The organism is Streptomyces sp. NBC_01381 (assembly GCF_026340305.1).
In the GTDB taxonomy this organism is placed as follows: Bacteria; Actinomycetota; Actinomycetes; order Streptomycetales; family Streptomycetaceae; genus Streptomyces.
Window position 1 is genome coordinate 633,625 of record NZ_JAPEPI010000002.1, and the last position, 24,830, is coordinate 658,454.

The following is a 24,830-nucleotide window of genomic DNA, read 5'->3' on the forward strand; positions in this document are numbered from 1 at the left end:
TCGACCGCGAACTGCGTGAAGCCCCCCGCGCTCCACGCAGCCCGCGGCAGTCTGACGTCCTAGAACTCGTCGTCGAAGGAGACCGAACCCTCGACGGCGACCTGGTAGGCCGAAGGGCGCCGCTCGAAGAAGTTGGTCAGCTCCTGGACACCCTGAAGTTCCATGAACGAGAACGGGTTTGACGAGCCGTAGACGGGCGCGAAGCCGAGCCGCTGCAGCCGCTGGTCGGCGACGCACTGCAGGTACTCGCGCATCGAGTCGGTGTTCATGCCCGGCAGGCCCTCACCGCACAGGTCGCGCGCGAACTGCAGCTCGGCCTCGACGGCCTCCTTGAGCATGTCCGTGACCTGCGTCTGCAGCGCGTCGTCGAAGAGCTCCGGCTCCTCCTTGCGGACGGTGTCGACGACGTCGAAGGCGAAGCTCATGTGCATCGTCTCGTCGCGGAACACCCAGTTGGTGCCGGTCGCCAGGCCGTGCAGCAGACCCCGCGAGCGGAACCAGTAGACGTACGCGAAGGCACCGTAGAAGAAGAGGCCCTCGATGCACGCGGCGAAGCAGATCAGGTTCAGCAGGAAGCGGCGCCGGTCGGCCTTGCTCTCCAGGCGGTCCATCTTCTCGACGGAGTCCATCCACTTGAAGCAGAACTCGGCCTTCTCACGGATGGAGGGGATCTCCTCGACCGCGTCGAACGCGGCGGCGCGGTCGTCCGGGTCGGGCAGATAGGTGTCGAGCAGCGTCAGATAGAACTGGACGTGGACGGCCTCCTCGAAGAGCTGACGGCTCAAGTACAGCCGCGCCTCGGGGGAGTTGATGTGCTTGTAGAGCGTGAGCACCAGGTTGTTGGAGACGATCGAGTCGCCCGTCGCGAAGAACGCGACGAGTCGGCCGATCATGTGCTGCTCGCCCGGCGAGAGCTTGGCGAGGTCGGCGACGTCCGAGTGGAGGTCGACCTCCTCGACGGTCCAGGTGTTCTTGATCGCGTCCCGGTAGCGCTCGTAGAAGTCCGGGTAGCGCATGGGACGCAGGGTCAGCTCGAAGCCCGGGTCGAGCAGGTTCTTGTCGGTGGAGCTCATTACTGGCAGGCCTCGCAGGACTCGGGGTTTTCCAGGGAGCAGGCGACGGCGTCGGGGTCGGTCGCCTGCTGGGGAACGGGGGCGGTCGCGGTGGCGTTCTGGCCGCCGGCCGCGCGGGCGATGCGCGTGGCGGGGCGCGAGCGCAGGTAGTACGTCGTCTTCAGGCCCGACTGCCAGGCGTAGGCGTACATCGAGGAGAGCTTGCCGATGGTCGGCGTCTCCAGGAACAGGTTCAGGGACTGCGCCTGGTCGAGGAACGGCGTGCGCGCGGCGGCCATGTCGATCAGGCCGCGCTGCGGGATCTCCCACGCCGTGCGGTACAGCGCGCGGACGTCGGCCGGGATCCAACTGAAGCCCTGCACCGAGCCGTTGGCCTCGCGCAGCGCCTCACGGGTCTGCGCGTCCCAGACGCCGAGCCGCTTCAACTCCTCCACCAGGTAGGCGTTGACCTGGAGGAATTCGCCGGACAGCGTCTCGCGCTTGAAGAGGTTGGAGACCTGCGGCTCGATGCACTCGTAGACGCCCGCGATGGACGCGATGGTGGCGGTCGGCGCGATGGCGAGCAGCAGCGAGTTGCGCATGCCGGTCGCGGCGATACGTTCCCGCAGAGCCGCCCAGCGCTCCGGCCAGGTCAGCTCGACGCCGTAGTGGTCGGGGTGCAGCACGCCGCGCGCGGTGCGGGTCTTCTCCCAGGCGGGGAGCGGCCCGTTGCGCTCGGCGAGGTCGGCGGACGCCTCGTACGCGGCGAGCATGATCCGCTCGGCGATGCGCGTCGAAAGAGCGCGCGCCTCGGGGGAGTCGAAGGGCAGCTTCAGCTGGAAGAAGACGTCCTGCAGACCCATGGCGCCCAGGCCCACGGGCCGCCACTTGGCATTCGAACGGCCGGCCTGCTCGGTCGGGTAGAAGTTGATGTCGACGACACGGTCGAGGAAGGTGACGGCCGTGCGGACGGTCTCGTCGAGCCGCTCCCAGTCGATGTCGTCGCCGGAAGGCAGGACGAAGGCGCCGAGGTTCACCGAGCCGAGGTTGCAGACCGCCGTCTCGCCGTCGTCCGTCACCTCCAGGATCTCCGTGCAGAGGTTCGAGGAGTGCACCGTGTGGCCGGGCTCCGCCGTCTGGTTGGCGGTGCGGTTGGCGGCGTCCTTGAACGTCATCCAGCCGTTGCCGGTCTGCGCGAGGGTGCGCATCATGCGGCCGTACAGATCACGGGCCGGGATGGTCTTGCGGGCGAGCCCGGCGGCCTCGGCCTTGCGGTACGCGGCGTCGAACTCCTCGCCCCACAGGTCCACCAGCTCGGGCACGTCGGCCGGCGAGAACAGCGACCAGTCCTGGTCGGCGGCGACCCGGCGCATGAACTCGTCGGGGATCCAGTGCGCGAGGTTGAGGTTGTGCGTACGCCGCTGGTCCTCACCCGTGTTGTCGCGCAGCTCCAGGAACTCCTCGATGTCGGAGTGCCACGTCTCCAGGTAGACCGCGGCGGCGCCCTTGCGGCGGCCGCCCTGGTTCACGGCGGCGACGGAGGCGTCCAGGGTCTTGAGGAACGGCACGATGCCGTTGGAGTGCCCGTTCGTGCCGCGGATCAGCGAACCGCGGGAGCGGATGCGGGAGTACGAGAGACCGATGCCGCCCGCGTGCTTGGAGAGGCGCGCGACCTGGTGGTAGCGGTCGTAGATGGAATCCAGCTCGTCCAGCGGGGAGTCGAGGAGGTAGCAGGAGGACATCTGCGGGTGGCGCGTGCCGGAGTTGAAGAGCGTCGGCGAGGACGGCAGGTAGTCCAGGCGGCTCATCAGGCGGTACAGGGCGGCGACTTCGTCCACCGAGCGCGCGCTGCCGTCCTCGGCGAGGCCGCTCGCGACGCGCAGCATGAAGTGCTGCGGGGTCTCGATGACGTGCCGGGTGATGGGGTGCCGAAGGAGATAGCGGCTGTGCAGGGTGCGCAGGCCGAAGTAGCCGAAGCGGAAGTCGGCGCCGTCGTCGAGCGCGGACTCCACGAGACCGTCGAGGCGCGCCGCGTGGTCGACGACGAACGCGGCGGTGCGGTCCGCGATCAGGCCCTCGCGGTGACCGACCGCGACCGAGTCGGAGAAGGAGCGCACGCCCTGCGACGCCGCCTCCTCACGGATGCTGATGCTCAGCAGCCTGGCCGCCAGCTTCGAGTACGCCGGGTCCTCGGAGATGAGCCCCGCGGCAGCCTCGGTCGCCAGCTCCCGCAGCTCCGCTGTGATCTCGGCGGCCCCCTTGGCCGAGCGGCCGCGCAGCGCGGCGGCGGCGACTCTGCCGGGGTCGGCGTCGGGGAGGTCGGCGGTGAGGTCGGTCAGGGTACGCAGCAGCGCGGTGCCTGGGCCGTCGGCGGTCTGCTGACCGTCGGTGGTCTGCGCTGACGCAGGTTCGGCTGGCGCGATGGTCACGTGGAGCACTCCCTCGCTCGGCTCAGAGCCTTGCGGAGGGGAGAGGGGACACACGGCGCCGCCCCGGGCAGGGCTGGGCTCCGCGTCCACCAGCCCATTCCACGAGGCCCGGACGTCGTCGGCACCCGGACCGGACGGAACGGGTGCGCTGTCGACAGGTCTTCGGACTCCTGGGTACGACAAATGCGTACTCATACACCGTTGCGGGACAGTTCCGGACTTGCACCGGATTCCCCTGCGGCGACAGCGAGCACGAGCATACATCTTGTGCTGGCTCTGAGCGGCAGCCCCACATCTTGTGTCGGCATGGGTATCCCCTAGGGTGGCGGCCGAACTGATCGTCGAACAGGGGGAGTCGCTGTGCGGGGACGGGGCGCGGGCTGTGCGGCAGTGCTGCTGATGGTGCTCACCGGGTGCGGGGACGACGGGGGCACGGCCGATGCGAAGGCCACTTCGACACCGAAGCCGACCACGGCTCCCGGTGTCGACGGCGAGGTCGATGCCGGCAAGGTCTTCACTGATGCCGAGCTGAAGGCGGCGCTGCTTCCCGCGAAGGCGGTCGGCAAGAAGGCCAGGGCGAGCGAGGCGACCCTGGGATTCTTCGACCTGCACCGCGGGGGCGGCGACTGGGGCACCTGCGAACCCGCCACCAAGCTGCTCGGAGAGCTGCGGCGCATGCAGGGTGCCAGCGCCGGGCACACGCTGCGCCCCCTCCCCGGACCCGTATCGGACGGCGACCCCTTCGTCTCCGAAAGCCTGATCTCGATGCCGGCCGAGCAGGCCTCGCGCTACCTGGACCTGCGTCGGCAGCTCCACGACGGCTGCCCCGTCGTCACCGTCGACACCGAGGCGGCCCCCGTCGACGAGCACCACCAGGCCTGGAAGTGGCCGGACATGGGCGACGAGGCGGTCCTGGAGACGTTGCGGTACACGGGCGGCGACGAGTACGACGGCACTCCGTACTACACGATCGAGATGCGGGTCGGCGGTGTGCTCGTCCTCGTGGACGGGGGCACCGACAAGGCCCTGACGATCAGCTCGGCGGCCAAGGCTGCGGAACGGGTCCGCAGGGAGCTCTACAAGGCCTCGTGAGGCGGCGCGCACGACAACGGGCCGCCGGATTCCTCCGGCGGCCCGCATCACGTACGTACAAGAAGGCGACGTACGTACAAGAAGGCGACGTACGTACAAGAAGGCGACGTACGTACAAGAAGGCTCAGTGCCCGCCCGGCGCTCCCGCCGTGGCCTCCTCCGATGCCGTCGCCTTCGGCAGGTCCCGCGCGACGCCCGGGTCGCCCGCGTCCGCCGTGTAGTCCTCCGGAGAGGTCTCGTCGATGCCGTCAGGGGCCTTCATGGCGCGCAGGACGAACGTCATGACCACGGTGACCACCGCGTTCAGGACGAACGCCGTGAGGCCGATGTAGCCGATCTCGCCGATGCCGGGGATCTCGTCCGACGAGCCGCCGAAGTGCTTCTGCGTCGGAGAGGCGACGCCGTACGCGGCGGCCGTGCCGTAGATCATGCCGACCGCCCAGCCCGCGAGCAGCGCCCAGCGGTGGAACCACCGCGTGAACAGGCCGCCGACCAGCGCGGGCATGGTCTGCAGGATCCAGATGCCGCCCAGGAGCTGGAAGTTGATCGCGACCGTCTTGTCCATGGTGAGGACGAAGGCGAGCGCGCCGACCTTCACCAGGAGCGAGACGAGCTTGGAGACCTTGGTCTCCTGCGCGGGCGTCGCGTCCGGCCTGATGAAGTCCTTGTAGATGTTCCGCGTGAAGAGATTCGCGGCTGCGATCGACATGATCGCCGCCGGCACGAGCGCGCCGATGCCGATCGCGGCGAAGGCGACGCCGGTGAACCAGTCGGGGAACATGTTCTCGAACAGCTGCGGGATCGCCAGCTGGCCGTTCTCGACCTTGACCCCGGCCGCGATCGCCATGAAGCCGAGCAGCGCGAGCAGGCCCAGCATGAGCGAGTAGAGCGGCAGGATCGTGGTGTTGCGGCGGATCACGTCGCGGCTCTTGGAGGAGAGCGTCGCCGTGATCGAGTGCGGGTACATGAAGAGCGCGAGCGCGGAGCCGAGGGCCAGGGTCGCGTACGTCCACTGTCCGGGCTCACCCGGCGCGAGACCCGCGACGGGCTTGCCCGCCGCCTCGTTCGTCGCCGAGAACTTGTCGCCCGCCGCCTGGAAGATCTCGTCGAAGCCGCCCAGCTTGATCGGGATGTAGATGATCGCGACGGCGATGACGAGATAGATCAGGCCGTCCTTCACGAATGCGATCAGGGCGGGGGCCCGCAGGCCCGACGAGTACGTGTACGCGGCGAGCACCGCGAACGCGATGAGCAGCGGCAGGTCCTTGATGAACCAGTTGGTGTCCGGACCGCCGCCGACGCCCATGACGTCAAGGACGGCCTGGATGCCGACCAGTTGGAGCGCGATGTACGGCATCGTGGCGAGGATGCCGGTGACCGCGACGGCAAGGGAGAGACCCTTCGAGCCGAAGCGCCCGCGCACGAAGTCCGAGGTCGTCACGTATCCGTGCTTGTGCGACACCGACCACAGGCGCGGCAGGAAGGTGAAGATCAGCGGGTAGACGAGGATCGTGTACGGAACGGCGAAGAAGCCGGCCGCGCCCGCCGCGTAGATCGCCGCGGGGACGGCGACGAACGTGTACGCCGTGTACAGGTCGCCGCCGAGCAGGAACCACGTGACCCAGGTGCCGAACGACCGTCCGCCCAGGCCCCATTCGTCCAGGCTCTCGGTCTCGGCCTTGCGCCAGCGCGCGGCCAGGAAGCCCATCACGGTGACGGCGATGAAGAAGAAGACGAAGACGGCGAGCGCGACGCCGTTCACGCCACCTGTTCCAGAAGCGAGTGTCGTCACTGGCCGGCACCCCCTTGGACCTGCTCGGTCTTGCGGGCGCGCTGGTCACGCTGCCACAGCTTGTACGCGATCATCGTGAGGAGGGTGGATATGAGCACCCACAGCATTTGGTACCAGTAGAAGAACGGGATGCCGATGAAGGTCGGTTCGATCTTCGCGTAGGAACTCACCCAGAGCATCGCCACGAACGGCGCGACGAGACAGAGGGCAATGACCACGCGGACCGGCGTGATCACCGGTCTGCTCACTTCAGGCGCATCTGACACATCTGACACTTCGCGGCTCCGCTCCCTCGCTTATCCCACCTTTAACGTGCGGGAAATCTAAGCGAGAGTCTTGATCTATGGAACCCCCGTCCGGATAACGGACGGGTCAATGTGCCTGCTCAGTGCCTGTTGAGTGGGTACTCAGCAGCAGCGGAACCCCTGCCGTGGGTCCGACTCCTGTCGGTCCGTCCGCATTCGCTCGAACTCCCTCCGGGAGGGGACGGATGCCCCTGGATGCGTCTTCCGCGTGTGCGTCACATACCGGTCGTACGCGGACTCGTCGGTCAACTCCCGTGCGTACCAGCGCATCCAGCGAAGCCCGCGAAGGACCCAGGTCATGGGGTGAGCTCCTGTTCCTTCCTGAGCTGCTCTTCCTTCTCCTCGGGCGTCGCGATCAGGCCGGCCGGGGCCGTCAACTTCGACTCCACGTACGGAGCTTCACTCAGCCGCGAGGCCTGCGGGTTGCGGACGTGTCTGACGCACACCCGCGCCGCGTCCAGGATCACGATGACGATGAGCAGCGCGAGGGCCGCCGTGATGACGCCGTCCACCGTGGAGTTGGTGACGACGGTGTGCATGTCGTCCATGTTCTTGGCGGGCGGCAGGACCTTGCCCGCGTCGATGGCGTCCTGGTAGTTCGAGCGCTGCTGGAAGAAGCCGACGCGCGGGTCGCTGGAGAACACCTTCTGCCAGCTCGCGGTGAGCGTCACCGTCGCGTCCCAGGCGAGCGGAATCCCGGTGATCCAGGCCCACTTGAGGCGCCCGGACTTCACGAGCAGCGTCGTGCAGACGGCGAGGGCGACCGCGGCGAGCAGCTGGTTGGCGATGCCGAAGATCGGGAAGAGCTGGTTGATCCCGCCGAGCGGCTCGTGCACGCCGACCCACAGGAAGTAGCCCCACAGGCCGGTGACGACCGCGCTCGTGATGATGAGCCCGGGCTTCCAACTGACGTTCTTGAAGGGCTTGTATACGTTCCCGAGCATGTCCTGGAGCATGAAGCGGCCCACGCGCGTGCCCGCGTCCAGCGCGGTCAGGATGAACAGCGCCTCAAACATGATCGCGAAGTGGTACCAGAAGGCCCGCATCGAGCCCCCGGTGACCTTCGAGAAGATCTCGGAGACACCGATCGCGAGGGTCGGGGCGCCGCCCGTGCGCGAGAGCAGCGAGGACTCCTCGACGTTCTTGGCGGCCTGCGCCAAGTCCTCGGGGGAGATGGTGTATCCGAGGTTCGCGACGGCCTGGGACGCGGCCTGGACGTTGTCCCCGATGACTCCCGCGGGCGCGTTCATCGCGAAGTACAGACCCGGGTCGATGATGCTGGCCGCGACCAGCGCCATGATCGCGACGGACGACTCCATCAGCATGGAGCCGTAGCCGATCATCCGGACCTGCGGCTCCTTCTGGATCATCTTCGGCGTGGTGCCCGACGAGATCAGCGCGTGGAAGCCGGACAGCGCCCCACAGGCGATGGTGATGAAGACGAAGGGGAAGAGCGAGCCCGCGAAGACCGGGCCGTCGCCGCGCGACGCGAAGTCGGTCACCGGGTCCATCTTCAGCGTCGGCAGGGTGACGATGACGCCGACCGCGAGCAGCAGGATCGTACCGATCTTCATGAACGTGGAGAGATAGTCGCGGGGCGCGAGCAGCATCCACACCGGCAGGATCGAGGCGATGAAGCCGTACGCCACCAGCCAGATGACCAGCGTCGAGGGCGCCAGCGTGAAGGTGTCCGCGAGCGAGGACTCGGCGACCCAGCGGCCCGCGACGAGCGCGATCAGCAGCAGCGCGATCCCGATGAGGGAGACCTCGCTGACCCGGCCGGGGCGAAGCACCCGCAGGTAGAAGCCCATGAGCAGCGCGATCGGGATCGTCATCGCGATGGAGAAGGTGCCCCACGGCGACTCGGCGAGGGCGTTCACGATGACAAGCGCGAGCACCCCGAGCAGGATGATCATGATGGCGAACGCGGCGAGCAGTGCGGCGGCCCCGCCGAACGGACCGATCTCCTCGCGCGCCATCTGGCCCAGGGACTTGCCGTCGCGCCGGGTGGAGAAGAAGAGGACGACCATGTCCTGCACGGCGCCCGCGAAGATCACCCCGACGATGATCCAGATGGTGCCCGGCAGATAGCCCATCTGCGCCGCGAGCACCGGCCCGACCAGCGGCCCCGCGCCCGCGATCGCCGCGAAGTGGTGGCCGAGCAGGACGCGCCGGTCGGTCGGGTGGAAGTCGATGCCGTTGTCCAGGCGCTCCGCCGGAGTGGCCCGGTTCTTGTCCACCTTGAGGACTTTGTACGCGATGAATTTGGAGTAGAAGCGGTACGCGATGGCGTACGAGCCGAGGGCCGCCGCCACCATCCAGGCGGCCGACACCTCCTCGTCGCGCGCCAGCGCGAGCACCGTCCAGCCCGAGGCGCCCACCAGCGCGACGAGAGTCCAGATGACAAGGGATCGAGGATTTGCTCTGCGCACCGGGTCGTCCTCCCGTTCATCATGCGATGACGGGAGGAACGTAGAACAGCGAAGTGATCCGCGCCAGACCTCGGAAGGGTCTAGGTACGTGCGGGCGGTGAGTCAGTCCGTGGGCCGCTTGAGGCGGGCCACGAACTTGTACCGGTCGCCGCGGTAGACCGAGCGCACCCATTCCACCGGTTTTCCGCCGCCGTCGAGGGAGTGCCGGGAGAGCAGCAGCATCGGCAGACCCACGTCCGTGCCGAGCAGGCCCGCCTCGCGCGGGGTTGCGAGGGAGGTCTCGATGGTCTCCTCGGCCTCCGCCAGATGGACGTCGTACACCTCGGCCAAGGCCGTGTAGAGCGATGTGTACTTGACCAGCGAGCGGCGCAGCGCCGGGAAGCGCTTGGCCGACAGATGGGTGGTCTCGATGGCCATCGCCTCGCCGTTGGCCAGGCGCAGCCGCTCGATCCTGAGGACACGGCCGCCGGTGCTGATGTCGAGCAGCCCTGCGAGCGTGTCGTCGGCGGTGATGTAGCCGATGTCCAGGAGCTGCGAGGTCGGTTCGAGGCCCTGGGCGCGCATGTCCTCGGTGTACGAGGTGAGTTGCAGCGCCTGGGAGACCTTGGGCTTGGCGACGAAGGTGCCCTTGCCCTGGATCCGCTCGAGGCGGCCCTCGACGACCAGCTCCTGCAGGGCCTGGCGCACGGTGGTGCGCGAGGTGTCGAACTCGGCGGCCAGCGTGCGCTCCGGCGGGACGGGGGTGCCGGGCGGCAGGGTCTCCGTCATGTCGAGCAAGTGGCGCTTCAGGCGGTAGTACTTGGGCACACGTGCGGTGCGGCCGACGCTCGGGGCCCCGTCCACGTCGGTTCCTGTGCTCCCCGCCTCGGTGCCCATGGTCCGCCTTCCTGCTGCCGTCACCGGCTCCTCCGTCTGTCGCGGCTCACATCGTGGCACGTACCGGGCTGAGCAGGCGGTGCCCGCTCAGGTGTCGGTCCGATAACGGACCTGACAGCCCTTCTTATACACCCTTGACACCCCTAAAGGTCTAGGCCAAGCTCCCCGTACTGGTCTACACCATTAAAGACCAGGTTCCAGTCCCACGGGCAGATCTCGGTCCATTTGGTCGCTGCGGGTGGGGGGTTGACTGGCATCCCTTGAGGAGGGTGACGTGAAGCGCAAGCTCATAGCGGCCATCGGTGTCGCGGGCATGTTGGTCTCGATCGCGGCGTGTGGCGGCGACGACGGAGACAAGAAGTCCGGCGGAGCCGACGGCTACAAGGGTGAGACGCTGACGCTCTGGGCGATGGACGGTTCGACGCCGGAGAAGTGGCAGAAGGACGTCACGGCGGCCTTCGAGAAGAAGACCGGCGCGAAGCTGAAGTTCGAAGTCCAGCAGTGGAACGGCATCCAGCAGAAGCTGACCACCGCCCTCTCCGAGGAGAACCCGCCGGACGTCTTCGAGATCGGCAACACCCAGACCGCCGCGTACGCCAAGACCGGTGGCCTCGCCGAACTCGGCGACCTCAAGGAAGGGCTCGGCGCCGACTGGACCGAGTCGATCAACAAGTCCTCCGTCGTGGACGGCAAGCAGTACGCCGCCCCGTGGTTCGTCCTCAACCGCGTCGTCATCTACAACAAGAAGGTCTGGGCCGACGCCGGCATCAAGGACACCCCCAAGACCCGCGCCGAGTTCCTCAAGGACCTCAAGGCAATCGAGTCCAAGACGGACGCCGAGCCGATCTACCTGCCCGGCCAGAACTGGTACCACTTCGTCGGCCTGACCATCGGTGAGGGCGCCGAACTGGTCAAGAAGGACGGCGACAAGTACGTCTCCAACCTCACCGACCCCAAGGTCGCCAAGGCCATGAAGACGTACAAGGAGTTCGCGGACCTCTCCAAGGCCCCCAAGAACAAGGACGAGGCCACCCCGCAGCAGGCCGAGGTCTTCGCCAAGGGCAAGACCGGCGCCTTCGTCGGCATGAGCTGGGAGGCCGCCACCGCGATCAAGGCCAACCCGAAGATCGAGAAGGACATCGGCTACTTCACGATCCCCGGCGCCACCGCGGACAAGCCCGAGGGCGTCTTCCTCGGCGGCTCCAACCTCGCCGTCGCCGCGACCAGCGAGAAGCAGGAGCTCGCCAAGGAGTTCCTGAAGATCGCCCTGTCCGACAAGTTCGAGGGCGCGCTCGCCAAGGAAGGCGGCGTCATCCCCAACAAGCAGGCCCTGGAAGCCCAGCTCAAGGGCAACCCCGCAGCCGAGGCCATGGCCCCCGCCACCGCCGGCGGCGGCACGACCCCGCTGATCCCGGAGTGGGCCGCGGTGGAGAACCCGCCGAACCCGATCAAGAACTACATGACCGCGGTCCTGAACGGTAAGTCCAACGATGAGGCCGCCGAGCAGGTCGAGGGCGAGCTCAACAAGCGCCTGTCGCAGAAGCAGTAAGGACGCGCTCCCGCCGGGGACTTCGGGCCCGGGGTGTCAGCACCCCCGGGCCCGATGCCCCGGCACAGCGCTGCGTTCCGCGATGCCCACGAAAGAGATGGCGAGCATGACCGTGCAGACCGAACGGCCGCCCTCCGGCCCGACGGACGTCGTGAAAACGGACGGACGGCCGGGAGACACCGGCAAGCCCCGCGAGCGGGCCCGGTCGCTCGCGCCCTACCTGCTACTGCTTCCCGCGATCGCGGCCACGCTCGTGTTCCTCGGCTGGCCCCTGGTCAACAACGGGATCCTGTCGTTCCAGAACCTCAACATGAGGCAGTTCATCCTCCACCTCACCGAGTGGAACGGGATCGACAACTTCAAGGAGGTCCTCACCGGCGAGGACTTCTGGCGGGTCACCGGCCGCTCGATCGCGTTCACCGCGGTCAACGTCGTACTGATCATGCTGCTCGGCACCCTGATCGGCCTGCTGCTCGCACGGCTCGGCAAGCGGATGCGGACGCTGCTCCTGGTCGGACTCGTGCTCGCCTGGGCGATGCCGATCATCGCGTCGACGACCGTCTACCAGTGGCTGTTCGCGACGCGCTTCGGCGTCGTCAACTGGGTCCTGGACAAGGCCGGCTGGCACTCGATGGCCGATTTCGACTGGATGGGCAGCCAGTACTCCACCTTCTTCGTGGTCATCGTCCTGATCGTCTGGCAGTCGATCCCCTTCGTGGCGATCAATCTGTACGCCGCGACGACGACGATCCCCAAGGAGCTCTACGAAGCCGCGTCACTGGACGGCGCAGGAGCCTGGAAGCGGTTCACGAACGTCACGCTTCCGTACATGAAGCCCTTCCTCCTCGCGACGACCTTCCTGGAGATCATCTGGGTCTTCAAGGCGTTCGCGCAGGTCTTCGCGCTCAACGAGGGCGGCCCCGACCGGCTCACCGAGATCCTGCCCGTCTACGCCTACATCGAGGGCATGGGCAACCAGCACTTCGGCATGGGTGCGGCGATCGCGCTGCTCACCATCGTCATCCTGCTGGCCCTGACCTCCTTCTACCTGCGGATCGTGCTCAAGCAAGAGGAGGACGAGCTGTGACGCGCACTGCTTCGTCTCGGCGGCTGCGCCGCATCTGGCCCAACGCGGTGGCCGTCGTGCTCTTCATCGGGTTCGTCTTCCCCGTGTACTGGATGTTCGCCACGGCCTTCAAGCCGACCGGCGACATCATCAGCGAGGACCCGGTGTGGTTCCCGACCGACGCGACGTTCGAGCACTTCAAGACGGCCGTCGAGGCCGACCACTTCTGGACGATGGTCGGCAACTCCCTCACCGTCACCGTCCTCGCCGTGCTCTTCTCGCTGATCATCGGCCTCGCGTCGGCGTTCGCACTCGCCCGGATGCGCTTCAAGGGACGGCGCGGCTTCATCATCGGCTTCATGCTGGCCCAGATGGCGCCCTGGGAAGTCATGGTCATCGCCATCTACATGATCGTGCGCGACGCCGACATGCTGAACAGCCTCGTCCCGCTCACCCTCTTCTACATGGTGATGATCCTGCCCTTCACGCTCCTGACACTGCGCGGCTTCGTCGCCGCCGTGCCGCGCGAGCTTGAGGAGTCGGCGATGGTCGACGGCTGTTCACGGATGCAGGCGTTCCGCCGGGTGATCCTGCCGCTGCTCGCACCGGGCCTGATGTCGACCTCGCTCTTCGGCTTCATCACGGCCTGGAACGAATTCCCGCTGGTCCTTGTCCTCAACAAGGAGGCGGAGGCCAAGACGCTGCCGGTGTGGCTCTCAGGCTTCCAGACCGCCTTCGGCGACGACTGGGGTGCCACCATGGCCGCCGCCTCACTCTTCGCCATCCCGATCCTGGTCCTCTTCGTCTTCCTGCAGCGCAGGGCCGTCAGCGGTCTGACCGACGGCGCCGTGAAGGGATAACACGCCATATGTCGACACTCATTCGCCCCACCGACACCCTCACCCGGGACGCCCTGACCGTCCTGCAGCCGGGCTTCGTCGGCACCAGCGCACCGGACTGGCTGCTCCGCCGCATCGGCGAAGGCCTCGCCTCCGTCGGCCTGTTCGGCCGCAACATCTCCTCACCAGCACAACTGGCCGCACTCACCGCCCAGTTGCGTGCGGAGCGCGATGACGTCCTGGTCGCCATCGACGAGGAGGGCGGTGACGTGACCCGCCTGGAGGTCCGCTCCGGCTCCTCCTTCCCGGGCAACCACGCGCTCGGCGCGGTCGACGACACGGCGCTGACCCGTGACGTGGCGGCCGAGCTGGGCCGCCGCCTCGCCGCGTGCGGCGTCAACCTCAACTGGGCGCCCTCGGCGGACGTCAACTCCAACCCGGACAACCCGGTCATCGGCGTACGCTCCTTCGGCGCCGACCCGCTCCTGGTGGCCCGGCACACCGCCGCGTACGTCGAGGGCCTGCAGTCCGCCGGCGTCGCCGCCTGCACCAAGCACTTCCCCGGGCACGGCGACACGGCGGTCGACTCACACCACGACGTGCCGCGCATCGGAGTCGACCCCGAGGTGCTCCGGGCCCGTGACCTCGCCCCGTTCCGCGCGGCGATCGCCGCGGGCACGCGGGCCGTGATGAGCGCGCACATCCTGGTGCCGTCGCTCGACCCCGAGTACCCGGCAACGCTCTCGCACCGCATCCTGACCGGCGTACTGCGCGAGGAACTGAACTACGACGGCCTGATCGTCACCGACGGCATGGAGATGCAGGCCATCTCCGCGACGTACGGCATCGAGCGGGGCAGCGTCCTCGCCATCGCCGCGGGCGCCGACGCGATCTGCGTGGGCGGCGGCCTCGCGGACGACGAGACGGTGCTTCGCCTGCGGGACGCGCTGGTGGGGGCCGTCCACAGGGGCGAACTCTCCGAGGAACGCCTCGCCGACGCGGCCGCCCGCGTCCGTGCGCTGGCCCACTGGACCTCGGTGTCGGGCGCGGCCGACCGTTCGGGGGTCGCGCCCGACACCGAGATCGGCCTGGTCGCGGCCCGCCGCGCCTTGACCGTCACCCGCGGCGATTCCTACACCGCCCCGCTCACCGAAGCTCCGTACGTCGCTGCCTTCACGCCGATGGCCAACATCGCGGTGGGCGACGAGACCCCGTGGGGCGTGGCGGCGGAACTGGAACGCCTGCTCCCGGGAACGGAGACGGGCAGCTTCACCGGCCCGGACGCGGGCGCGCTGGCGCTGGCCGAGGCGGGGGAGCGGCGGATCGTGGCGGTGGTCCGCGACGCCCACCGCCACGCCTGGATGGCAGAGGCCCTGAACACCCTGCTGGCATCCCGCCCCGACACAGTGGTGGTGGAAATGGGCGTCCCCCAGTCCCACCCACAGGGCTCCCTCCACATCGCCACGCATGGCGCGGCACGGGTGTGCGGCTTGGCGGCGGCGGAGGTCATTACGGGGCGCTAGAAGCGCCCCGTAAGGGGCGCGGGGAACTGCGCGCCCAGCCCCAGTGCACTCGCAGACTGGCTACAACAGAAGGCGCCGGGGCACCCCCAGCAAGGGGGCACCCCGGCACCTTCTGCGTAACGCACAGCCGCCTAGAGCCCCTGCCAGGCTGGCTTCGCCGCATACGTGGCCCGGAAGTACTCCCCAAGCTTCAACTTGGACGCGGCGGCCTCATCCACAACGACCGTCGCATGCGGATGCAACTGCAGAGCCGAAGCCGGAACCACCGCGGCGACAGGCCCTTCCACCGTCGCGGCCACCGCATCCGCCTTGCCCTCACCCGTGGCAAGCAGCACCAGATGCCGAGCCTCGAGAATCGTCCCGATGCCCTGCGTCATCACGTGATGCGGCACCTGCTCGATGTCCCCGTCGAAGAACCGCGCGTTGTCCACCCGCGTCTGCTCCGTCAGCGTCTTGATCCGCGTACGCGAGGCCAGCGAGGAGCACGGCTCGTTGAACCCGATGTGCCCGTCCGTACCGATCCCGAGCAACTGGAGATCGACACCCCCGGCCGCCGCGAGCGCCTCGTCGTACGCGTCGCACGCCGCCTGCACATCCTCCGCGCTGCCGTCAGGCCCCATGAAGGACGCCTCGCTGAGCCTCAGCGGCTCGACGACCTCACGCAGCACCACGGACCGGTAGGACTCGGGATGCCCCGCGGGCAGTCCGACATACTCGTCGAGCTGGCAGATCCGCGCCCGCGACGCGTCCACGGCACCGGAGGCGACCTTGGCGGCAAGGGCTTCATAGATGGGCAGCGGGGTGGATCCGGTGGCGACACCGAGCAGGGCGTCAGGCTTACGGCGCACCAAGGCGGCCATGGCCTCCGCGATGAGCTCGCCGCCTGCCTGGGCGTCCGGGACGATGACAACTTCCACGCTGGGCCTGCCGTTCTGGAGAGGGGACTCACAGGGACTATGTGGTATAGACCAATCTAGCAGAGCCGGCCCATCAGAGCCCCGGGTTCTCAAGCCCCAAAGTTCCCGCGGCCCGCAGTTCCCACGGTCCACGCTCGCCCGCTCCCGCATCCCATGCTCGGCGCTCAGTTCAACCCCCGCCCGTCGAGCAATCCCCCCGGGGAGTCACCAAGCGAGCCCCGCCCCGAGCAAGCACAGTGGAGGCATGACCGACACGACAACGGCCCCGCAGAGCGAGCAGCCGGGCCGGATCATGTCCCGTGAGATGGCCGAACAGCCCGAGGTGCTGCGCCGCATCCTCGAGGCCGGCGCCCCGAAGATCCGTGAGGTCGCCCGGCTGGTCGCCGCCAAGAAGCCCCGCTTCGTCCTCCTCACCGCACGCGGCACCTCCGACCACGCCGCCCTGTACGCCAAATACCTCCTCGAAGTCCGTCTCGGCGTGCCCTGCGGACTGAGCTCCATGTCCACCATCACGGCCTACGGAGCCAAGCCCGACCTGAGGGACGTCCTGGTCATCACCGTCAGTCAGTCCGGGGGCTCGCCCGACCTGGTGGCCTCGACCCGCGCCGCCCGCGATGCCGGCGCGCTCACCCTCTCGGTCACCAACAACCCGGACTCGCCGCTTGCCGCCGTCTCCGAACACCACATCGACGTCCTGGCGGGCCCGGAGAAGGCGCTCCCCGCCACGAAGACCTACACGGCGTCCCTCCTGGCCCTCTATCTCTTCGTCGAGGGGCTGCATGACGGTGACGTCGCGGCCGCCGCCGCGCTGCCCGAACTCGCCGCCCAACTCCTGGACCGCCAGCCCGAGATCAGGACGCTGGCCGCCCGCTACCGCTTCGCCGAACGCATGGTGATCACCTCCCGTGGCTATGGCCTGCCGACCGCCAAGGAAGCGGCCCTGAAGCTGATGGAGACGAGCTACATCCCCGCCCTCGCCTACTCCGGCGCGGACCTGCTGCACGGCCCGCTCGCCATGGTCGACAACATCTCGCCCGTCATCGCGGTCGTCCCGGACGGCAAGGGCGGGGAGGTCCTCCAACCCGTGCTCGACCGGTTGCGCGGGCGCGGCGCCGACCTTGTGGTCGTCGGCCCGAAGGCGCAGGTGGAGCAGGCGTCGGCCGGTTTCGCGCTGCCGACCGACGGCGTACCGGAAGAGCTCCAGCCGATCCTGGAGATCATCCCGCTCCAACTGCTCGCCTACGAGGTCACCATCGCCCGCGGCCAGGACCCGGACGCGCCCCGCGCCCTCGCGAAGGTGACGGAGACCCGCTGACGCCGGATGCCATGGGGCGTCACAGTCCCAGCGCCGATCCTCCCGTCGCGTCGATGTACTGGCCGGTGATCCAGCGCGCGTCGTCCGAGGCGACGAAGGTGACGATGTCCGCCACGTCGGCGGGCTGGCCTATGCGGCCGAAGGTCGAGTACTTCGCCATCTCGCTGTGCTGGCCGTCGGGAATCCCGGCCATCATCTCCGTCTCGATGATCCCCGGCGCCACCGCGTTGACCGTGATCCCGCGCGGGCCCAGGTCCTGCGCCAGGGTGTGCGTCAGGACGTTCAAGGCGCCCTTCGTCATCGAGTAGCCGATGGTCATCGGGAAGGCGATCCGGGTGACTCCGGAGGAGATGTTGATGATGCGGCCGCCGTCGCGCAGCCGGTCCAGGCCCTTCTGGATGATGAAGAACGGCGCCTTCACATTGACCGCGAACACCCGGTCGTAATCCGCTTCCTGGACCTCGCCCACCAGGCTGTAGAGCCCGATCCCCGCGTTGTTCACCAGGATGTCCAGGCCGTCCGCGTGCCGGTCGAACTCGGCCCAGAGCGCCTCTGCGTCACCGGGCACGCCGAGCTCCGTGCCGAAGGCGAAGGCGGAGCCGCCCTCCCCCTCGATCGCGGCGACCGTCTCTTTCGCGGCGGCCTCATTGCTGCCGTAGTGCACGGCGACCCGTGCGCCGTCCCGCCCCAAACGCTCGGCGATGCCCCGCCCGATGCCCCTGCTGCCGCCCGTGACCAGTGCCGTCTTCCCTGCAAGCGTGCCCATGGGAGCCGCCCCCTCTTCCCGTCGAAGATTTCTCTAGTGGTCGATACAGAAAGAAACCGTAGCCGAGCCCGGCCCGTTTTTCTAGCGCCCGCTATAGAATTCACTCCATGGTGACGAGAGACCCTGCGCGGCCATCGGTCGAGCAGCCGGCGAAACAGCGCGGGCGCCCCCGCTCCTTCGACCGCGAGACCGCCCTTGAGCAGGCCATCCGTACGTTCTGGGAGCACGGGTACGAGGCGACATCGGTCACGGACCTCACCCGGGCCATGGGCATCGGCGCGCCGAGCATGTACGCGGCCTTCGGCGACAAGCAGTCCCTGTTCGAGGAGGCCGTGCGGGTCTACGGCCAGACGTACGGCGGCTTCGGCGACCGAGCCTTCGCCGAGGAGTCGACCGTCCGGGGCGGCGTCGCGCGCATGCTGCACGAGGCCGCGGCCAAGTACACGGAGCCGGGGCACCCCCGCGGCTGCCTCGTCATCTACGCCGCGACGAACTGCGCGACGCCGGAGGTCGAGGCGAGCCTGCGTGACCAGCGCAACGCCAATGTCGGCTCCATCGAGTCGCGGATAAGGTCCGCGATCGCCGTGGGCGAGCTACCCTCGACCATCGACGCCCCCGCGCTCGCGCGCTACACCGGAGCGGTCCTGCAGGGCATGTCCCAGCAGTCCCGTGACGGCGCGACCAGGCAGGAGCTGGAAGCTGTCGCCGAACTGGCCATGCATGCCTGGCCGGCGTCCGCATCCGGGTCGGCGGAGGCGTGACCCTGGGGCACTGGGGGCAGAAGTGAAAGAAGTAGACAACATAAACATCCGCCTACGCATAGACACAGGTGAATGGTCTAGTCCACAATGCGTTGGTAAAGCATCCGCCCTTCCCGCACAGGAGGGCGGACCGAGGAACCGGCACTCTCTGCCCTGACCGTGCCGGATCCTCCGATCGGCCGCCGGTACCGCACATTCCGGTGGTCGTGTTCCTGAAGGGCTGCGGTGCCGAGGGTGGGTTGAGGGTCCCGCCCTGGCGCCGCGGCTCGTCGGGAATCGCCCGGGGCGGACCCGCGGTAAGTGCCAGGTACGCTCGCACACGTGCCCTCCATGAACGACCTCGTCCGCCAGCACACCGCTCTCGGTGACTCCGATCTCGAGTGGTTGCATCTGCTGGTCTCGGAGTGGCAGCTGCTCTCCGACCTCTCTTTCGCCGACCTCGTGCTGTGGGTCCCCACCCGCGACGGCACCCGTTATGTCTCCGTGGCGCAGATGCGGCCGAACACCGGCCCCACCTCCTACCAGGACGACATGGTCGGCCACCTCGTCCCGCGCGGCCGCCGCCCACTGCTCGACGCCGCCCTGGACGAGGGCCGCATCGTGCGCGAGGGCGACCCCGAGTGGCGCGAAGAGGTCCCGGTGCGGGTCGAGTCCATCCCCGTACGCAGGGAAGGGCGCGTCCTGGGTGTCATCGCGCGCAACACCAACCTGCTCACGGTGCGCACCCCCTCACGTCTGGAGCTGACCTACCTCCAGTCGGCGTCCGACCTGGCCCAGATGATCGCGGCCGGCTCCTTCCCCTTCCCCGGCCAGCAGGTCGACATGGACGCCTCGCCGCGCGTCGGCGACGGTCTGCTGCGGCTCGACGCCGACGGGATCGTCCAGTACGCGTCGCCGAACGCGCTCTCCGCGTACCACCGCCTCGGCCTCGCCGCCGACTTGGTCGGACATCACCTCGGCACGGCGACCGCCGAACTCGCCCCGTCCCGCGGCCCGGTGGACGAGGCGCTCGCCAAGGTCGCCAGCGGCTGGGCGCCCCGCGAGTTCGAGATCGAGGGCGGCGACGGCGTCATCCAGCTCCGCGCGATCCCGCTCAAGCCCAAGGGCCCGCGTATCGGTTCTCTCGTACTCCTTCGCGATGTGACCGAACTGCGCCGCCGCGAGCGCGAGTTGATCACCAAGGATGCGACCATCCGGGAGATCCACCACCGGGTGAAGAACAACCTCCAGACGGTCGCCGCGCTCCTGCGCCTGCAGGCCCGCCGCATCGACTCCGCCACCGGCCGCGAGGCGCTCGAGGAGGCCGTGCGCCGGGTGGGCTCCATCGCGATCGTGCACGAGACGCTGTCCCAGAACCTGGACGAGCGCGTGGAGTTCGACGAGATCGCCGACCGCGTCCTCGCGATGGTGGCGGAGATCTCGCCGGGCAAGGTCACGGGCCGGCGCACCGGACGCTTCGGCATCCTGGACGCCGAGGTGGCGACCCCGCTGTCGATGGTCCTCACCGAGATCCTGCAGAACGCCCTGGAACACGGCTTCCGCGAGGGCGACATGGGCACGGTCGAGGTCTCCGCGGTGCGCGGCGGCACCAGCAAGGACGCCCGCCTCCTGATCACCGTCCAGGACGACGGCGTGGGACTGCCCGACGACTTCGATCCGCACCGCTCGGGCAACCTCGGCCTGCAGATCGTCCGCACCCTGGTCGAGGGCGAGTTGAGCGGCACGTTCGACATGGTGCGGGCCCCGGAGCGCGGCACGCAGGTCATCCTCGACATCCCCGTACGCGCCGACAAGTAGCACCCGCACAGGGCGTACGGCATCCCGTAGCCCGTAGCCCGTATCTCATATCCCGTATCCCGTATCCCGCATACGAAAAGCAGTGAGCCCCGGACCGAAGTGGTCCGGGGCTCACTGCTCACGTTGCGATGCGCATCGGGGGTACTGCGCGGCTGCGGCTCGGGGGCGGGAGATGCGTACTCGCTGTACGCGCCGCCGGGCTCAGGCTCGTAGGGGGCGTGAGCGTCAGGCGCTGGCCTGGCGTGCACGGTTGCGAGCGGCGCGGCGCTTCATTGCGCGGCGCTCGTCCTCGCTGAGGCCACCCCAGACGCCGGAGTCCTGGCCGGACTCGAGCGCCCACTGCAGGCACTGCTCCATGACGGGGCAGCGGCGGCAGACGGCCTTGGCTTCCTCGATCTGCAGCAGCGCAGGACCGGTGTTGCCGATGGGGAAGAAGAGCTCGGGGTCTTCCTCGCGGCAAACGGCGTTGTGACGCCAGTCCATGGCTGCTACCTCTCCTAGGTATTACAAGCGGGTTGCTTGTGAATGTGAACGCTTTCACGAATCCCTCGACAACGGAAGGGACTTTCGTCACATACGCGACGATGTCCTGTGTGTTGAGGAGGGGGTTCTGGCTCTCTGTGGGGCCGATGTTGCGGGCCGTCCCGATCGCCATGTAGAGATTCGCAAACCTCGGCGGCGGATACAACCCCTTCAGGGAAGTTTTTTTTGATTCCTCAGTGTCGACTGGGTCACAGCCGTACTTCTATGGGGTGGACCCTGGTCTAAACGTTCGAGTGAAAGGACTTTGGCGCCTTCTGCTCACACAATCACACGCAGTGCACGGCGTACGCCTGTGAACGTCACGCTCGTCCGCAGTCCCAGGTGGTCGCCGTCCATCTGAAGGGGGAGCGGCACCTTCGAATGCAAGGTGAAGTCCGTCAAGTCTTGCAGCGTAACCGCGTGCTTACCGTGCGGTCCGCGATCGGGCGTCGAGGTCAGGAGCTGGGTCCCGTACCGGGCCACCGCGGTGGTCGAGAGCTTGCTCAGACCGAGCACGTCGAGGCCGGTGTCGAAGGAGGCCCCGGGGGAGGCGTACATCGGGCGATTGCCCAGGTAGGTGTACGGAGAGGTGTTGCAGACTATGGAAAGGACGAGGTCCGTCACGGGGTCCTCGCCGGCCCGTTCCAGCGTGATCGTTCCGTGCCTGCGGTGCGGCTCGTCGAGGAACTGGCGGAACACCTGGCGCAGATAAAGCGCATGAGTGGACCGTTTCCCGCGTTCCCTTTGCTGTTCGACCCGGCCGACCACTCCCGCGTCGAAACCGAAGCCGGCGGCGAAGGTGAACCAGCGCCCGGGGACGGCTTCGTCCTCCGTGCCGGGAGTGCCCGAAATACGGCCCAGGCTCACCGTCCGTTCGGTTCCCTCACGCAACGCGTCGAGCAGGGCGCCGGTCGCCTCCACGGCGTCGTTCGGGAGCCCCAGGGCCCGCGCGAAGACATTCGTGGAGCCGCCGGGCACGACGGCGAGGCGGGGCAGCCGGTCCGGGTCGGGGCCCTGGTGCAGCAGACCGTTCACGACCTCGTTGACCGTGCCGTCGCCGCCGAGGGCGACGACCAGCTCGATGTCCTTGCTCTCCGCGGCCTGCCTGCCCAGGTCCCGGGCGTGGCCGCGGTACTCCGTGGTGACCGCCTCGAGCTTCATCTCGCTGGCCAGCGCATGGATCAGTACGTCACGCGTGCGCGCACTGGTGGTGGTTGCCGCTGGATTGACCACAAGAAGTGCACGCATGCGAAGCAGAGTACCTAGCGGTCTTTACCTGGCCTAGACCGAGGGTCCGGACCGCGGAGAAGATCGTGGATACGCACAGCTACCCTGCAAGGGTGAGTACTGAGCCGAAGCCCACCCCCGAAGCCCCGGAATCAGGCCCGCGCCCCGCACGCCTGACGGCCGCCGCGGCGCTCGCCGCGCTGGAGGGCCTCGCGCTCCTCGCCGGGGGTGCGTACATGCTCGTGATGGGCCTCGCCGGTGAGCCCGACGACCCGCAGCAGGCCATCACCGGCGGCGGCACACTCGTCGTCCTCGCGCTCGTGCCCCTGCTCGCCGCGCTCGGTCTGCTGCGGCGGCGCAGCTGGAGCAGGGGGCCCGCGATCATCACGCAGATCCTCGCGCTGCCGGTGGCCTGGCAGCTGCTGCAGGCGGACAGCGTGGCCATTCCGGGCGGCATCGCGCTGGCCGCGGTCGCCATCGCCGCGCTCGTCCTGCTGGTCAACCCCGCCACGACCGAGGCCCTCGGCATCCGGGGCCCCGGCAACGTACCGGACGACGTGAAATAGCCGTCCCCTAGTGGTGGCCTACTCCTCGACCAGGAGCTTCTCGCGCAGCTGCGCGAGGGTGCGGGCGAGCAGCCGGGAGACGTGCATCTGCGAGATGCCGACCTCCTGCGCGATCTGCGACTGGGTCATGTTGCCGAAGAACCGCAGCAGCAGGATGCGCTTCTCGCGCGGCGGGAGGTCCTCCAGGAGCGGCTTGAGGGACTCCCGGTACTCGACGCCCTCCAGGGCCTCGTCCTCGGCGCCCAGGGTGTCCGCGACCGCCGGGGACTCGTCGTCCGTGTCGGGGACGTCCAGGGACAGCGTGGAGTACGCGTTGGCCGACTCCAGGCCCTCCAGGACCTCCTCTTCGGAGATCGCCAGTTTCTGCGCGAGCTCGTGCACCGTGGGGGAGCGGCCGTGCTGCTGGGAGAGCTCGGCCGTCGCCGTGGTCAGGGCGAGCCGCAGCTCCTGAAGGCGCCGCGGAACCCGGACCGCCCACCCCTTGTCGCGGAAATGGCGCTTGATCTCGCCGACGACCGTCGGGGTCGCGTACGTGGAGAACTCCACGCCGCGCTCCGGGTCGAACCGGTCCACGGACTTGATCAGACCGATCGTGGCGACCTGCGTCAGGTCGTCAAGGGGCTCGCCGCGGTTGCGGAAGCGGCGGGCCAGGTGCTCGACGAGCGGCAGGTGCATACGGACCAGCCGGTTGCGCAACTCCGCGTACTCGGGGCTGCCGTCCTTCAGCGTGCGCAGCTCGATGAACATCGCGCGTGCACCGCTGCGGTCCTGCGGATCGTGCCGGGTGTGCTGCTGCTCACCGTGTTCGCTCATGTATCCCGCCCGTTGCGCGCCGCCCCGGACGGAGGGCTGCTCGCGCTCCTCCTGGGCGGTCGGCTCTGCCTGCTCCGACGCGTCGGCCACCGTCGAGGGGCCCGGTTGCTCCGGGTCCTCCGGGTGCGGCCTGGCCTGCTGCTCGGGGATGCTCGCGAGGGCCGGCTCCACGGGCGTCTCGCGCCCCCTGGCGGGCGTACCGCCCCTGCCGACCGGCAGACCCCGTGTGCCGCGCTCTTCGTCCCGCACCGGCCCGTCCCCGTTCCTCACGCCGGCCCGGGTCCCGCGCCGCGCTTCTTGTAGAGGCTGATCGAGACGGTGTTGTCCTCGGCCACCGAGGAGTCGACCTGACCCGCGAGGGCGGACAGCACAGTCCAGGCGAAGGTGTCCCGCTCCGGGGCCCGGCCGTCGGTCGTCGGCGCCGATACGGTCACCTCCAACGAGTCGTCGACAAGGCGGAAGACGCAGCTGAGCACCGATCCGGGCACGGCCTGCTGGAGCAGGATCGCGCAGGCCTCGTCGACCGCGATGCGGAGGTCCTCGATCTCGTCGAGAGTGAAGTCCAAACGCGCCGCGAGACCGGCCGTGGCCGTACGCAGCACCGACAGGTAGGCACCCGCAGCCGGAAGGCGGACCTCGACGAAGTCCTGATTCCCGGGCTCGCCTGCGATCTGGGACACCCTCACCTCCAAGGTGGTACAAGCACTTTCGGGGCTCCAGGTCCACCGCACTGCGGCAGTCCGGTACAGCGTCACACGGGTAACGCGCCACGTAGTTCAGCGGTGACGCTACCGCGCTCCCCTGTTCCGTGTCCCGGGGACCCCGCTCCGTTCCTGTCACTCATAGTAAGCCTACGGGTACGGACAGTGGCTAGGGGTCGCGCGGGCCCAATTGGAGAGTACGGGCGTCGGGTTGACGTACCCAGGCCTCAGACGATCGAACCGTCCACGAAGCACCAACGCCAGCTCTCGCCCGGTTCGAAGGTCCTCATCACCGGGTGCCCGGTGTCCTTGAAGTGTGCCGTCGCGTGCCGGAAGGGCGAGGAGTCGCAGCAGCCCACATGGCCACAGACCAGACAGAGCCGCAGTTGCACCGGGTGACTGCCGACCGCCAGGCATTCCGGGCACGTATCGGTCAGGGGCGTCGGTTCGGGGTGCGGCAGCGCTGCGACGTGCGGGCACTCGTTCATGA

The 24,830-nt window shown here is 68.5% G+C and carries 23 protein-coding genes and 1 riboswitch; of the genes, 9 read left to right on the plus strand and 14 right to left on the minus strand.

Annotated elements, in window-relative coordinates; genetic code table 11:
• Nucleotides 1-59: 59 nt before the first annotated feature.
• Nucleotides 60-1,073 (minus strand): ribonucleotide-diphosphate reductase subunit beta, encoded by a 1,014-nt coding sequence (locus OG453_RS24670; protein ID WP_266870648.1) that lies wholly within the window; start codon nucleotides 1,071-1,073, stop codon nucleotides 60-62.
• On the minus strand, nucleotides 1,073-3,481 hold the full coding sequence (locus OG453_RS24675; protein ID WP_266870649.1) for a ribonucleoside-diphosphate reductase subunit alpha: 2,409 nt from the start codon (nucleotides 3,479-3,481) through the stop codon (nucleotides 1,073-1,075). Before OG453_RS24675 ends, OG453_RS24670 begins: the two co-directional genes overlap by 1 nt.
• 157 nt (nucleotides 3,482-3,638) lie before the next feature.
• A riboswitch (cobalamin riboswitch) is annotated at nucleotides 3,639-3,716 on the minus strand.
• 125 nt (nucleotides 3,717-3,841) lie between these two features.
• On the opposite strand from OG453_RS24675, the gene OG453_RS24680 reads away from it, so the two are divergent.
• Nucleotides 3,842-4,573, plus strand: coding sequence for a hypothetical protein (locus OG453_RS24680; RefSeq protein WP_266870650.1), 732 nt, complete (start codon nucleotides 3,842-3,844; stop codon nucleotides 4,571-4,573).
• Between the two features lie 124 nt (nucleotides 4,574-4,697).
• Here the strand turns inward: OG453_RS24680 and mctP are convergent, their stop codons facing one another.
• The 5 genes from mctP to OG453_RS24705 form a co-directional block, all read right to left on the minus strand.
• Nucleotides 4,698-6,281 carry a monocarboxylate uptake permease MctP gene (mctP, locus tag OG453_RS24685; RefSeq protein ID WP_266873114.1) on the minus strand — a complete coding sequence of 528 codons (1,584 nt, stop codon included), beginning with the start codon at nucleotides 6,279-6,281 and terminating at the stop codon, nucleotides 4,698-4,700.
• An 80-nt stretch (nucleotides 6,282-6,361) separates the two neighbouring features.
• The gene (locus tag OG453_RS24690) at nucleotides 6,362-6,631 is read right to left on the minus strand and encodes a DUF3311 domain-containing protein (protein ID WP_266870651.1); all 270 of its coding nucleotides are present in this window, start codon (nucleotides 6,629-6,631) and stop codon (nucleotides 6,362-6,364) included.
• A gap of 141 nt (nucleotides 6,632-6,772) precedes the next feature.
• A complete protein-coding gene (locus tag OG453_RS24695; protein ID WP_266870653.1) occupies nucleotides 6,773-6,970 on the minus strand; it encodes a YbdD/YjiX family protein in 198 nt (65 codons plus the stop codon).
• Nucleotides 6,967-9,102, minus strand: coding sequence for a carbon starvation CstA family protein (locus OG453_RS24700; protein ID WP_266870654.1), 2,136 nt, complete (start codon nucleotides 9,100-9,102; stop codon nucleotides 6,967-6,969). Before OG453_RS24700 ends, OG453_RS24695 begins: the two co-directional genes overlap by 4 nt.
• A 102-nt stretch (nucleotides 9,103-9,204) precedes the next feature.
• Nucleotides 9,205-9,978 carry a GntR family transcriptional regulator gene (locus OG453_RS24705; RefSeq protein ID WP_266873115.1) on the minus strand — a complete coding sequence of 258 codons (774 nt, stop codon included), beginning with the start codon at nucleotides 9,976-9,978 and terminating at the stop codon, nucleotides 9,205-9,207.
• Nucleotides 9,979-10,252: 274 nt separating this feature from the next.
• Between OG453_RS24705 and OG453_RS24710 the strand changes: the two genes are divergently transcribed.
• The 4 genes from OG453_RS24710 (at nucleotide 10,253) to OG453_RS24725 (ending at nucleotide 14,955) form a co-directional block, all read left to right on the plus strand.
• Nucleotides 10,253-11,527, plus strand: coding sequence for an extracellular solute-binding protein (locus OG453_RS24710; RefSeq protein WP_266870655.1), 1,275 nt, complete (start codon nucleotides 10,253-10,255; stop codon nucleotides 11,525-11,527).
• 106 nt (nucleotides 11,528-11,633) lie between these two features.
• Nucleotides 11,634-12,614, plus strand: a complete 981-nt coding sequence (locus OG453_RS24715; protein ID WP_266870656.1) for a carbohydrate ABC transporter permease — start codon at nucleotides 11,634-11,636, stop codon at nucleotides 12,612-12,614.
• A gap of 32 nt (nucleotides 12,615-12,646) precedes the next feature.
• Nucleotides 12,647-13,453 carry a carbohydrate ABC transporter permease gene (locus OG453_RS24720; RefSeq protein ID WP_266873116.1) on the plus strand — a complete coding sequence of 269 codons (807 nt, stop codon included), beginning with the start codon at nucleotides 12,647-12,649 and terminating at the stop codon, nucleotides 13,451-13,453.
• Nucleotides 13,454-13,461: 8 nt separating this feature from the next.
• Nucleotides 13,462-14,955 (plus strand): glycoside hydrolase family 3 protein, encoded by a 1,494-nt coding sequence (locus tag OG453_RS24725; RefSeq protein ID WP_266870657.1) that lies wholly within the window; start codon nucleotides 13,462-13,464, stop codon nucleotides 14,953-14,955.
• Between the two features lie 131 nt (nucleotides 14,956-15,086).
• Here the strand turns inward: OG453_RS24725 and nagB are convergent, their stop codons facing one another.
• Nucleotides 15,087-15,872 carry a glucosamine-6-phosphate deaminase gene (nagB, locus tag OG453_RS24730; protein ID WP_266870658.1) on the minus strand — a complete coding sequence of 262 codons (786 nt, stop codon included), beginning with the start codon at nucleotides 15,870-15,872 and terminating at the stop codon, nucleotides 15,087-15,089.
• Between the two features lie 244 nt (nucleotides 15,873-16,116).
• On the opposite strand from nagB, the gene OG453_RS24735 reads away from it, so the two are divergent.
• On the plus strand, nucleotides 16,117-17,187 hold the full coding sequence (locus OG453_RS24735) for an SIS domain-containing protein (protein WP_266870659.1): 1,071 nt from the start codon (nucleotides 16,117-16,119) through the stop codon (nucleotides 17,185-17,187).
• 19 nt (nucleotides 17,188-17,206) lie between these two features.
• Here the strand turns inward: OG453_RS24735 and OG453_RS24740 are convergent, their stop codons facing one another.
• Complete coding sequence (locus OG453_RS24740; protein ID WP_266870661.1) at nucleotides 17,207-17,953, minus strand: SDR family oxidoreductase; 747 nt, start codon at nucleotides 17,951-17,953, stop codon at nucleotides 17,207-17,209.
• Nucleotides 17,954-18,060: 107 nt separating this feature from the next.
• Here OG453_RS24740 and OG453_RS24745 point away from each other — a divergent pair, with 107 nt between their 5' ends.
• Both OG453_RS24745 and OG453_RS24750 read left to right on the plus strand, forming a co-directional pair.
• On the plus strand, nucleotides 18,061-18,714 hold the full coding sequence (locus tag OG453_RS24745; RefSeq protein WP_266870662.1) for a TetR/AcrR family transcriptional regulator: 654 nt from the start codon (nucleotides 18,061-18,063) through the stop codon (nucleotides 18,712-18,714).
• Between the two features lie 330 nt (nucleotides 18,715-19,044).
• Nucleotides 19,045-20,511, plus strand: coding sequence for a PAS domain-containing sensor histidine kinase (locus OG453_RS24750; protein ID WP_266873117.1), 1,467 nt, complete (start codon nucleotides 19,045-19,047; stop codon nucleotides 20,509-20,511).
• 225 nt (nucleotides 20,512-20,736) lie between these two features.
• On the opposite strand, the gene OG453_RS24755 is transcribed toward OG453_RS24750, so the two are convergent.
• Together OG453_RS24755 and OG453_RS24760 are read right to left on the minus strand one after the other, a co-directional pair.
• Nucleotides 20,737-20,994, minus strand: a complete 258-nt coding sequence (locus OG453_RS24755) for a WhiB family transcriptional regulator (protein ID WP_016639615.1) — start codon at nucleotides 20,992-20,994, stop codon at nucleotides 20,737-20,739.
• 318 nt (nucleotides 20,995-21,312) lie between these two features.
• On the minus strand, nucleotides 21,313-22,281 hold the full coding sequence (locus OG453_RS24760) for a diacylglycerol kinase family protein (RefSeq protein ID WP_266870663.1): 969 nt from the start codon (nucleotides 22,279-22,281) through the stop codon (nucleotides 21,313-21,315).
• A 92-nt stretch (nucleotides 22,282-22,373) separates the two neighbouring features.
• Here OG453_RS24760 and OG453_RS24765 point away from each other — a divergent pair, with 92 nt between their 5' ends.
• Complete coding sequence (locus OG453_RS24765) at nucleotides 22,374-22,826, plus strand: hypothetical protein (protein WP_266870664.1); 453 nt, start codon at nucleotides 22,374-22,376, stop codon at nucleotides 22,824-22,826.
• Between the two features lie 18 nt (nucleotides 22,827-22,844).
• Here OG453_RS24765 and OG453_RS24770 read toward each other — a convergent pair whose 3' ends face one another.
• From OG453_RS24770 to OG453_RS24780, 3 genes are all read right to left on the minus strand, one after another.
• Nucleotides 22,845-23,909 (minus strand): RNA polymerase sigma factor SigF, encoded by a 1,065-nt coding sequence (locus tag OG453_RS24770; RefSeq protein WP_266870665.1) that lies wholly within the window; start codon nucleotides 23,907-23,909, stop codon nucleotides 22,845-22,847.
• Complete coding sequence (locus tag OG453_RS24775; protein ID WP_135332116.1) at nucleotides 23,906-24,319, minus strand: anti-sigma regulatory factor; 414 nt, start codon at nucleotides 24,317-24,319, stop codon at nucleotides 23,906-23,908. The genes OG453_RS24770 and OG453_RS24775 overlap by 4 nt, the downstream gene beginning before the upstream one ends.
• A gap of 248 nt (nucleotides 24,320-24,567) precedes the next feature.
• Nucleotides 24,568-24,828, minus strand: coding sequence for a UBP-type zinc finger domain-containing protein (locus OG453_RS24780; protein WP_135332117.1), 261 nt, complete (start codon nucleotides 24,826-24,828; stop codon nucleotides 24,568-24,570).
• Nucleotides 24,829-24,830 lie beyond the last annotated feature (2 nt).